9 protein-coding genes are annotated in these 11,543 nt (G+C 43.3%); 4 read left to right on the top strand and 5 right to left on the bottom strand.

Going from position 1 to position 11,543, the window contains the following annotated elements:
* Nucleotides 1-4: 4 nt before the first annotated feature.
* From dusA to AC2SLM_RS04470, 4 genes are all read right to left on the bottom strand, one after another.
* A complete protein-coding gene (dusA, locus tag AC2SLM_RS04455; RefSeq protein ID WP_486540588.1) occupies nt 5-1,045 on the bottom strand; it encodes a tRNA dihydrouridine(20/20a) synthase DusA in 1,041 nt (346 codons plus the stop codon).
* Between the two features lie 320 nt (nt 1,046-1,365).
* On the bottom strand, nt 1,366-2,673 hold the full coding sequence (locus AC2SLM_RS04460) for an MFS transporter (protein ID WP_486552282.1): 1,308 nt from the start codon (nt 2,671-2,673) through the stop codon (nt 1,366-1,368).
* Between the two features lie 86 nt (nt 2,674-2,759).
* A complete protein-coding gene (locus tag AC2SLM_RS04465) occupies nt 2,760-4,436 on the bottom strand; it encodes a phospholipase D family protein (protein ID WP_486552349.1) in 1,677 nt (558 codons plus the stop codon).
* A gap of 489 nt (nt 4,437-4,925) precedes the next feature.
* Complete coding sequence (locus AC2SLM_RS04470) at nt 4,926-5,825, bottom strand: NAD(P)-dependent oxidoreductase (RefSeq protein ID WP_486552283.1); 900 nt, start codon at nt 5,823-5,825, stop codon at nt 4,926-4,928.
* 396 nt (nt 5,826-6,221) lie between these two features.
* Here AC2SLM_RS04470 and AC2SLM_RS04475 point away from each other — a divergent pair, with 396 nt between their 5' ends.
* From AC2SLM_RS04475 to AC2SLM_RS04490, 4 genes are all read left to right on the top strand, one after another.
* Nucleotides 6,222-7,526, top strand: a complete 1,305-nt coding sequence (locus AC2SLM_RS04475; RefSeq protein WP_486552285.1) for an O-succinylhomoserine sulfhydrylase — start codon at nt 6,222-6,224, stop codon at nt 7,524-7,526.
* 162 nt (nt 7,527-7,688) lie between these two features.
* Entirely contained in the window at nt 7,689-8,021 is a 333-nt protein-coding gene (locus tag AC2SLM_RS04480) for a YbaB/EbfC family nucleoid-associated protein (protein WP_486540580.1), read from the top strand.
* 262 nt (nt 8,022-8,283) lie between these two features.
* Nucleotides 8,284-8,871 carry a recombination mediator RecR gene (recR, locus tag AC2SLM_RS04485; RefSeq protein ID WP_486540578.1) on the top strand — a complete coding sequence of 196 codons (588 nt, stop codon included), beginning with the start codon at nt 8,284-8,286 and terminating at the stop codon, nt 8,869-8,871.
* 55 nt (nt 8,872-8,926) lie between these two features.
* Nucleotides 8,927-10,237 (top strand): ribonuclease D, encoded by a 1,311-nt coding sequence (locus tag AC2SLM_RS04490; RefSeq protein WP_486552287.1) that lies wholly within the window; start codon nt 8,927-8,929, stop codon nt 10,235-10,237.
* A gap of 442 nt (nt 10,238-10,679) precedes the next feature.
* Here AC2SLM_RS04490 and AC2SLM_RS04495 read toward each other — a convergent pair whose 3' ends face one another.
* Entirely contained in the window at nt 10,680-11,384 is a 705-nt protein-coding gene (locus AC2SLM_RS04495) for an alpha/beta fold hydrolase (protein ID WP_486552351.1), read from the bottom strand.
* Nucleotides 11,385-11,543: the final 159 nt, after the last annotated feature.

The raw sequence follows: 11,543 nt of genomic DNA on the forward strand, positions 1-11,543 counted from the left end.
CCTATTAGCCGATACTTTCTTGCTCAAGCTGAGCCTGCCGGCTTCTCTCAATCAATGCCAATGTATGGTCGCCGGCTGCTCTAATCTCGTCAACGGTTAGCTGCTGCTTGCCGCTGAGAGCTTGACGCCATTTACGTGCCCCAGGCAAACCTTGGAATAACCCTAAAAAGTGACGTGCCACAGACGGTAAAGGCTCCCCTTTGGCGGCTTGCTCATCTAAATATGGATACAGCTTAGCCAGAATATCTTCACGCGTCGGCGGCTGTTCACCCCATAAAGTCATGGCTTCTGCCAATAGGTAAGGGTTTTGATAGGCTGCACGGCCAATCATAACCCCGTCGACATATTGCAGATGCTCTTTAATTTGCTCAATAGTGCTGATACCGCCATTAATCTCTATCTTAAGCGCAGGAAATTCTTGCTTGAGCCGGTATACATCTTCATAGCGTAGCGGCGGAATCTCACGGTTCTCTTTCGGGCTTAAGCCTTTAAGCCATGCAATCCTAGCGTGTACGATAAAACGCTCACAGCCAGCATCGGCACTGGCAGCCACGAAATCTCGCATAAACTCATAACTGTCATGCTCATCAATACCGATACGGTGTTTGACTGTCACCGGAATATCAACCTCTGCTTGCATTGAGCGAACTAAGCTTGCCACCGTATTAGGCTCAGCCATTAGGCATGCGCCAATTTTATTGTGCTGCACTCTATCAGATGGACAACCTACATTGATATTAACCTCATCAAAGCCGCGCTTTTGCCCCTCAACTGTGCAATGTGTCATCTCTTTAATATCAGCGCCACCTAATTGCAACACAAGTGGATGCTCAATATTATCAAAGCGTAGAAGCCGATCAGTATTGCCATGAATAATCGCACCGGTTGAAATCATCTCAGTATATAGATAAGTATGCGGATTAAACAGGCGCGCAAAGAAACGATAATCCGTCGTTGTCCAATCAATCATGGGTGCGACAGATAGGCGTTTGTTTTGCATAATATTGATAGGCGTATCGATAGAGTTTACGAGGGTATCAGTCATAAGGCTGCAGGTACTCTTTGTTATCTGAGTTGAGGCAAGGGTGATTTTAGGCAATAATAATACTGCCTATAGTGGCTGCCATAGGGTGGCCGCTATTATACCATGACCGGCTGCAGCTTCTTACGATTCATCATATTGTTATTCATTACTGGGAGACATCGTTGTTGTAAGGGCTTAGGTTGTTCATAGCAATTAGTATAAAAACACAGAGTATGACTGCTTTTAGAACACATAAATAAGTTTAATAAAAATGAGCCAGTCAATGGTTTAACTGGCTCATTTTTATTAATTAGTTACTATTTAGATCAGATAAAGAGCGTTTATAACTTAAGCCCAGCATCCAAAGCTTTAAATTTCGGTAAGCGGTAAATATATAGACCAATAAGAAAGGCGATAATACCGATAAAGATGAGATAAAGGGCAGGCGAGAAGCTCACATAACTGGTGGCATAGCCTAAAGCAAAGGGCAAGTTGACCCCAACGACGGCATACATAAAGTTGTAGGTAAGACCAACTGAGGTAACGCGAGAGGCTGTAGGGAATAGCTGTACTAAAATTACTGGACCGAGACTAGCGATACCACTACAGAATCCTAAAATAGCATACATAAATAAAATCAGCATGCCGCCGGTCTCAGAAAGATGATAGTAAAAGGCCAATGTTTGGAAGATAAGGGCTAAGCCGCCAAAAATTAGCGCCTTACCAGTACTGCTTTTATCCGCAATTAATCCAAAGAAAATACAGCCAATAATTAAAAATAGTACGCTTAAGTTATTGGAGAACCTAAGCATAGATTGATCGACACTAAACTTCATTAAAATCAATTCAGGTAATAATAAAGCAACGACCATTACTAAGCTTGAGATAACAAAGGTTAGCATTAAAGCCAAAAATATTGCATTAAAGCGCTTAAACGGCAGGCTCATATCTGACAAGCTGGGCACATAACGCTTATGCTCTTGTTGGCACGTAAAAATAGGTGTTTCATCGAGTAGATTAAAAAGCATCAGGGCTATAAAGTTTAATGCCGCCCCCCACACAAAAGGAATACGCCAGCCACTTTCAATAAGCTGAGTCTGAGTATAGGTGGTCGTCAGCAGCTCAAACATAATGTTAGAACCGATTTTGCCGAACATGAAGGCTGCGGTCACAAAGCTTAGGTAAGTCGCTAAGTTGCTTTTGGATATGTGCTCCGCAATATACACCCAGCCTAGCGGTGTATGTGCCCCGAACGCCATGCCTTGTATAAGCCGCGCCGCAATAAATAAAATTGGTGCAATAACACCGACTTGAGCGTAAGTCGGCAGGCAGGCAATCGCTAAAGTAGTCACTGCAATACAAGTCAAGCTCACCATTAAGGCAGGTTTTCGGCCTTTGACATCAGCATAACGACCTAAAAATAAAGCTCCAATCGGCCGCGATAAATAGCCGGCAGCAAAAAGACTTAATGCTTGTAGCTTATTAAGTACGGGGTCATGACTGATAGGAAAGAAAGTCGCGCTAATGATATCTGCCATAAACAGGTAGATAAGAAAGTCAAAATATGTGACCGCATTAGCAAAGCAAATAACCATTAATTGCTTTGGCGATATGGCACTCTTTGAGTCTGATAAAGCAACAAAAGGCATAGGGTTCAATTGTTATCATTAAAAATAAACTGCCATAATCATTATGACAGACCAAGAACTTCTAAACATTAAGGTAGTTATAACTGCTATAACAGCCAATCAATCGGTAGCCATGACATGATCTTTAACCAAATGGTATCTGCAAAGTCGACATCTGGTTCTTTGTTATAAATGACCGTTTTGCCGGCTTCGTGAGTTTGCCACTGCAATTGATTGTTATCGGTCAACACAACTCGGTACGCCAAAGGCAACAAATCTTTACTGACGGCATCATGTAGCTCCAATGCCAAATCTTCATCCTCAATTACCACGCCCATTTCAGTATTAATATTGGCTGAGCGGGGGTCAACATTATAAGAGCCGATAAAGACATTATGGTCATCTACTGCAAAGGTTTTGGCATGTAGACTGGTCGAGGACTGTGAACGTGCCCGCCACAGCTTATTCTCACGATCTTCTTCTGATGCAATCGCTTTGAGCTCGTAGACCTCTATCCCCGCTTTTAATAGTGGCACACGCCACTGGGCATAGCCTGAATGAACAGCGGCAACATCGGTTGCATTGAACGAATTAGTGAGTATCTTAACGTTAACGCCGCTCTTAGAAAGTTTGATTAATGTATCTACACCTTCCTTTGTAGGCACAAAATAAGAGGAAACAATGGTTAAGTCTTTGTTTGGCTTACCTAATAAGTTTCTTAACTGATAGACCAAATGCGTGTCTGAATCTGCGGTATTAACCAATTTATTAACATCATCACTCAAAAAAGTCATCGGCGCCCAGCGAAAAGGCACCCGCTTGTTAATCAAATCATTACCAATACTTGCTCGTTGCAGCGCACGATTATAGACATCAGCGGCTTCATCCCCAACTTGAGACGGAGTGATTTTATCTAACTTTGAAATAAAATCATCCCTTGGCGTGTTGTTATTTGTTAATGTGCGCGGTTTGTCTACCAAAGTCTCGATGTCATACGATAAGGGTGACTGCCAATAATCCTCAAAACTGGTGGTAATATCAGCGACGACATCACCGATAAGTAATACATCAAGATCGGCAAATTGACTGCTTTCGTTATTACTTAAATACTCATCACCGACGTTACGTCCACCAATGACACTGATTTGTCGATCGAAGGTCATGCTCTTATTGTGCATACGATGATTGATGCGTCTTAAGTTAGTTAGGTAATTTAAGGTCTGGAATTTTCGGTACGAAAGCGGGTTGATTAATCTAACCGCAATATTTGGATGGCTTGAAAAACGGCGTAAATGTTTGTCTAATTTGGCGTTATTATTAAAATCATCAAGCAAAAAGCGAACCACTACGCCGCGTTCAGCCGCATCCCATAATTTCTTAAGCAGCAGCTGTCCGGCCTGATCGTCATGCCAAATGTAGTATTGCACATCAATACTCTTTTGAGCCATATCCGTTAAGATGCTACGGGTCGCAAAAGCATTGGTACCGGTAATAATCGGATGATAACCAGATAAATTCGGATGTAGCTCGTTTTGCTCAGTGACTGCTTTAGCAAATTGAGCCTCTTCTATCGATACAGTTGCGGGCGGCTTGCTCTCTTGGGTATCCGTACTGTTTTGAGTCGTCTGTTTTTGATTATTATCCTTATCTGAAAGATGAGACGTGTTAGAGGCGTAACGCTCTTTTAATAGCTGGCTGAGCCTAAGGCTGTTTTCAGTATGCGGCTCAGTAGGCAATGAATTACAAGCGGCCACTGCCAAGCTTAAACAGCAGGTAGACGCCATCTTTATCAGTAGATGGCCTTTGAGTTGTGTATAAGCCTTAAAAGCGCCTGTTCCTGCCTGCATTTTTTTTACCATGAGTTTCTTTGATAACGGTGTGTGTTTATGGCTGTTAATAGAATAATTGCCCAAAATATCGATACCTTCTCATAAAAATTAATCTGAGGGTGCAGTGTTAAAATTATTCTACACCCAATCACCCTTGTAGACAGTCATATTAAACTAGCTGAAATATTTATCGCATCGTGCTTGTCATCATCTGGTTAAATCAAATCAAGCACGATGAATAGAAAAACAACGCTTAATTTAAATGCAGCCGATTTAGGGCGTGTCCTCATTTTGAAAATGGTGATAAAAATAAGATAAATCGCAGTCAGACAAGGAAAATAATGCCGTAAATATCGAGATATTTACGAGTTATTTGAGGCAGTATGACAAGATTTAGCTATTTTTAGCCCATTTAAATGTAATCGTACGAATTGAGGATACGCCCTAATCATCTTCAATTGTGATGCCGGTCATAGACTCATAGAATTTGGCAAATTCAGAAAAATCTGCCGCGCCGGCTTCATGTTGATTACTGGCAGCACGGACTAGGCTAGCCACTTGAGCCATCACTGGCGTGGGGACCTGTTTTTTAGTTTGCAAATCAATAGCGATACCGCAGTCTTTGGCCATCAAATCAATGGTAAAGGTCTTAGGGAACTCTCTATTTACAATACGATCTGGAAGGGTTGCGCTAGTGGCAAAGCTTTGGCCACTGGCTTTATTGATACAGGCCAAGGCTTGCGTAGGGTTAACGCCATGTGCTTTGAGTACCGATAAACCTTCAGCAGCTGCCCATGCATTAATCGCAAATAAAGTGTTGTTTACCGCTTTGACCGCAAAACCTGCACCGGTATCACCGACATGCACAATGAGACCGGCAAAGCAGTCGATAGCTGGTTTGGCGTAATCAAGCGCTTGCTTATCACCGCCGACCATTACCGTAAGTGTACCACTGTCTGCACCTGTGGTTTGTCCAGACACCGGTGCATCCAAAAACTGACAATTAACGGTAGCAAGCTTTTGCTGACTGGTTTTGGCAGCCTCTGGAACGCCGCTGGTGCAATCGACCCAAACACTGTCAGACTCAAGATGCGGTAACGCCTCATCAATCAGCGTATAAACCACTTGACTGGTTGGCAGGCAAGAGAAGATAACATCTGCTTTAACCGCCTGCTCTAAGCTAACCGCTTGTGTGCCAAATTCTGCTGCGTGTGCCTCTGCCTTGCTAGGGGTGCGGTTCCAAACCATGACCGTGTCAAAATGAGCGACTAAATGTTTTGCCATAAGATAGCCCATAGCGCCTAAGCCGATAAAACTTACTGTGGTGGGAGCAGGTGTGGTCATTGTTATTCTCCAAAAGGAATTAAAAGGGGTAGGTTATAATAGTTTATGATAATAAAAAGCGGGCTTTAATTTAAAGGATGCATACTTATATAGGCTGATTAGATGGTCTCTGTGCTACAGAAGATGCCTAGTCACAAAGCAAGGTTAACTATAAAATAAGCGGCCTTCAACTCAGACGCGTCTTATAACAGCAATAAATGACTCAGATAGTGACAGGTTTTTATTGATAGCGCCTGTTATCTTAGCGATACTAGTGACTGAATCTTTTTATCACTGTTACTGTTATTTCACTATTATTATAACGAGATAGTAGAGTGAGATAGCTGAGATAAATCGCATATTTCTTTGAAAGACACCTACTTTAACCATTAACGATACTGGCTAATTGATACTACTATGACAGATAACACATCGAACCGTAAAGAGACAAACCTAACTAAGGCGCAAACTGAGAATAATACGCTGGATAGTAACTGGCGTAATGATGCGCTGGATTTGAGCCAAGACTATGCGATGCAAACCATTGCTGTTCGTGCCGGTCAGCACCGTACTGATGAGGGTGAGCATAATGAGCCGATTTTTACTACCAGCTCTTATGTTTATGACTCCGCTGCTGATGCTGCCGCTCATTTTAATGGATCAAAGACCGGTAATGTTTATTCTCGTCATACCAATCCAACGGTGCGTACCTTTGAGCGTCGTTTAGCGGCGCTAGAGGGTGGTGAGCGTGCAGTAGCGACGGCTTCTGGTATGGGTGCTATCTTAACGATGTGTATGGCCTATCTAAAAGAAGGCGACCATATTCTGGCGGCGAAACAGTTATTCGGCTCATCAGTGGGCTTGTTTAACAACTTCATGGGTAAATTCGGTGTAGAAGTCAGTTATGTTGACTGCTTTGATAATGATGCTTGGGCACAAGGCGTGCAGCCCAATACACGTCTGCTATTTTGTGAGACGCCAAGTAATCCGCTAGGTCAAATTGCTGATATGCAAGCGATTGCTGATATTGCCCATGCGCATGATGCACTGTTTGTGGTAGATAACTGCTTTGCCACGCCAGCGATTCAGCGTCCATTAGATTTCGGCGCTGACATCGTGATTCATTCCGCGACCAAATACATTGATGGTCAAGGCCGAGTGCTTGGCGGCGCCTTAGTGGGTAGCGATGAGTTGATGCAGCAAGCCTTTGTGGTGGTACGCTCTTGCGGTATCAGCATGAGCCCGTTTAACGCGTGGGTATTTATCAAAGGCTTAGAGACTTTAAACTTACGGATGCGTGTTCACTGCGACAATGCCAATAAAGTCGCTGCATTCTTAGAGGCACATCCTAATGTTGAAAAGGTGCATTTCTCAGGATTAGCCAGTCATCCTATGCATGAAATGGCGATTAAACAGCATCACCGTAGCCACTGCTTTGGCGCCATCATGGGCTTTGAGGTCAAAGCAGTCGGTGGTCATGACATGAAATCAGCGGCATGGCATGTGATTGATAGTACTCAAATGGTGTCTATAACCAATAATTTAGGTGATGCCAAAACCACGGTCACGCATCCGGCGACAACCACCCATTTTAGAATATCAGCTGAAGCGCGTGCAGAGGCTGGCGTGACCGATGGGCTCATCCGTCTGTCGGTGGGTCTTGAAGATGTAGATGATATTATCAAAGACTTGGCTCGTGGTTTAGACAGTTTATCTGCATAGATTATTCAAATACGTTACTGACGTATATTATTGGCGTGAGCGCACATACAAGCGGACTATAATATCCCCTTAGACACTCTAGCCACTTATCAGTATAATGAGACACATCTATAACGTAAGACGTAGACTGCACATAAATTTATGATTAATTAAGAGGCAACTATGAATATTCAAGCACTTATGCAGCAAGCACAATCGATGCAAAAGCAAGTAGAAGCGAACGTCGAAAAAGCCAAAAAAGAGCTTGCTGATAAAGAAGTTCAAGCAGAAGCAGGCAACGGCCTAGTAAAAGTTACGATGACGGGTCGTCATGTGGTGAAACGTTTGTCTATCGACCCAAGCTTGCTTGAAGATGAACCAGACTTAATCGAAGACTTAATCGCTGCTGCTATTAATGCGGCTGTGACTAAAGCAGATGAGCTGTCTGACAAGACTTTAGCTGATGCGACTAGCGGTATGGGCTTACCACCAGGTATGCAAGGTCTGTTCGGTTAATAACAGTTGTGAACTAACAGTTATCAATTAATAAAAATAACTGTCTATAACATAAACTAATATAAGCACCGATAGAGATGCTGATATAGATAAGAGTAGCTGCGTAATGTGGCTACTTGAATAATATAAGATAAGGGGTGGTAATGATTGAATTACACCCCTTTTTTATTCTTTTATAGTTATGCCTTTTGAATTGACCTTATATCGTCACCATATATAGGCATAATGGATAAGTGACTTTAATTGTTAAAAAGGTGATTGATTGTTAACCGAAAAATTTGATAATTTGGTTAAGCAGCTTCGTGTGCTGCCAGGTGTTGGTCAAAAGACAGCACAGCGTATGGCACTACATTTGCTCAACGGGAAACGTCCTCAGGGCCTAGCATTAGCACAGGCTTTGGATATTGCGATGCACGATATTATTGAATGTCGTCAATGCCACTCATTTAGTGATGATGAAGTGTGTCCAATATGCTTAGACCCAAGACGTGATGATACTGTGCTTTGCGTGGTCGAGACCGCAGCGGATGTGATGGCTATCGAGCAGACCGCAGGCTATCGTGGCCGTTATTTCGTACTTGGTGGGCATTTATCACCGCTTGATGGTATTAATGCTGATGATTTAAATATTGATCAGCTGATACATCGTCTCAAGCTTAGTCCTGTCGACGAATTGGTACTGGCGACCAGTACTACGGTTGAGGGGCAGACCACGGCGCACTTTATTACCGAAGCGGCAAGACGGCATGTCGGTAAAGTGACACGTATTGCTCAAGGCATCCCGATGGGCGGCGAGCTTGAGTATTTAGACAGTATGACCTTATCGCAAGCCCTACAAAATAGATCGTAAACCCTTTAAAAAATAATCACGCTTTATTTTTACTCCTATTCTAAAGAAGACCGTAATGACTCAAGTATCATCAGACTCTCAGTCAGATTCTAAAATGAGCGACAAAGCGCCAAAATTAGCCAGTATCCATGATGTAGCAAAATTAACCGATATGGCGCAAATAAAACAGCAGCTGCAAGCGTCAGCGGGTTTACCCGTCTACTGGGTAACAGATTTTGATGGTTTAGAGGCCTGCCTCGATGATTTAGAGTCTTGCGAGCGTGTGGCGTTAGATACCGAGTTTATTAAGCGTAATACCTATTTTCCTATTTTGGCACTGATTCAGATTAATACGGGTAAGAGAATTTATCTAATTGATGCGCCTAAGCTTGATTTGACTGAGTTTTGGGTGGTGTTAGAGGAAATGCCACTAATGATTTGGCATGCGTGTGGTGAGGATTTAGGGATATTCTACTTGCTCTCCGAAAGCCCTGCGTTGACCAATGTATTTGATACCCAGATTGCCTTGTCCTATCTAACAGGACAGCTGCAAATGGGATATCAGCAAGCGTTAAGCCAAGAGCTGGATGTGCATTTGGAGAAGGGTGAGAGTCAGTCGGATTGGCTCGCACGTCCGTTAACCGATGAGCAAGAAAACTATGCCATTGACGATGTGCGCTATCTATTGAACCTGTATGATATTTTGCAGCAGCAGCTTGATAAAACCGGTCTTAAAGAAAAGGTGGTTGAAGATTGCCAACTGTATGCCAGAGAGCTTTATGAGTCAGCAAATGTTGAAGATGACGCGACTTATCTGGCAATGGCAGATTTTAGGTATACCGGTGAGCAATTAGCGGTATTACAAGCGGTATCGAGTTGGCGTGAAGGCTTAGCGCGCTCGACCAATCAGCCTAAGACCTTTATTTTAAAGAAACAAGCGGTACGCGATGTGGTAGTAGAGATGCCAACCACAATGAAGCAGCTGACTCAGAAAACCACGATGCACCGCGGTATGGCGCGTATGTACGGTGAAGAGCTGCTAGGCATAATCAGCCAAGCACGTGAGCTCGATGCCGAGGCGCAGCCACCACGAGTGCTGCCGCCATATCGCTCTAAAGACAAAACCATTTCAAAGGCGGTGCGTCAGGTGATCAAAGCGTATGCAGATGAAATAGGCGTACCAGAAAATGTGCTAATGCGCAAAAAGTGGCTGTCGCAGTTATATGAAATTGTTGCTTATGATTTGCCGATTGAGCAGCTACCGGAGGGGCTAAAAGGTTGGCGTAATTCGTGGGTAATGCAGACGCTGATTCCAGCGATTGAAGCCCATAAAAAGGAATTACAAGCAGGTATGGAAGTTCAGGATGATAGCGAGAGTTCGCCATAAGCTATTATAAATGTGGCTGGGTTAGGGTCTGTTGAACATCCAAAGGTGGAACTGGCAGAGGCTGTTTTTTAGGCAATATGCAGGGAAATTTTTGACGCTTAGTCATTCTAAGTTAAAAAATTTCGCAATATATTGACAGAAAACAGACCTGCCCCTGGGAACGGATTAAGCAAAGCACTGCTTTGCCCGTTTGCAAGGCGAGAGCTGTGCTCGAGTGAGCCTGATGCTAAAATTGCCCCAAACGTTGTTATAAACCTAGCTAAGATCTAGACATTATCGTCGGTTTACGCCTAGTTTGGAACAATTTTAGCTATCAGCAGTCCTAATATTTGAATGTTCAACAGACCCTAATATTTTGCATCAAGCCAGCCAGCTAAATATTAAGTATGTCAATTCAGCTGATTTAATGAAAAGCACTCTTTATTGCTATAAAGGGTGCTTTTTATCGTTTGAACATACCGTGGTCTAGGAAGTAAGCCGTTTGCTCTGCGACTTGCTGATTAATCAGCATACCCGTATGCGAGACCGGCAGTATGATATGGTCAGTGGCTTCTGGTAGTTTTGTTTCGAACACATAAACGGTGCCATCATGGTCGCATTGCGGCTTAGATAATTTTACTTTTCGCTTGTGATAATCCAATACAAGCTGACCTAAGCCATAAGGTGAGTTACCAGCAATGACGCCAAGACTAATGCCTGTTCTAAGCGGGGCGTTTTGACCATCTAATGCTTTCTCGTATGAACGACCGACTAACGGTGAAACCAGTTTTTTAATGTATTCTGCAGTGGTGCTGCCCATATGCGGTGTACCTAAGGTCACGCAGCGACCGATTTTCCACTGTGGGAATCGGGCGATAAAGTCTCTAATCACCAATCCACCTAAGCTGTGCCCAACCAAGTTAATTGGGACATCAGGGTTGTGGTTTTCATTTAGCCAGTTATTGAGACTAGTACTATGTTGGTCAATACTGTCACGCAGACTGTGATAATTATGCTGATGTGTAGCAAACCCTTTGGCCTGTAACTGCTTGGCTAGAGAGCCCATAATCCATGCCTTTTGATGTAAGCCATGAATCAACACCACAAAGGGCTTGTCTGGGCGAGGGATGGGCTTATCTGAATTGCTGTTAGGTTTTTGAGTTCCCATCATTTGGCGTAGAGAGTCTAGAGCGGTTACCACGATATATCGTCCTTTTATAGGCTAATTATTGCATCTGCCATAGTACCGTTAATGGTTACAGAGTTAAAGTCTCATCTAAGAACTGCTAAACGGTTACAGTGTTAGATTTGAATCAACCTTTAGAGT

It is taken from the genome of Psychrobacter sp. CX16 (assembly GCF_057396245.1).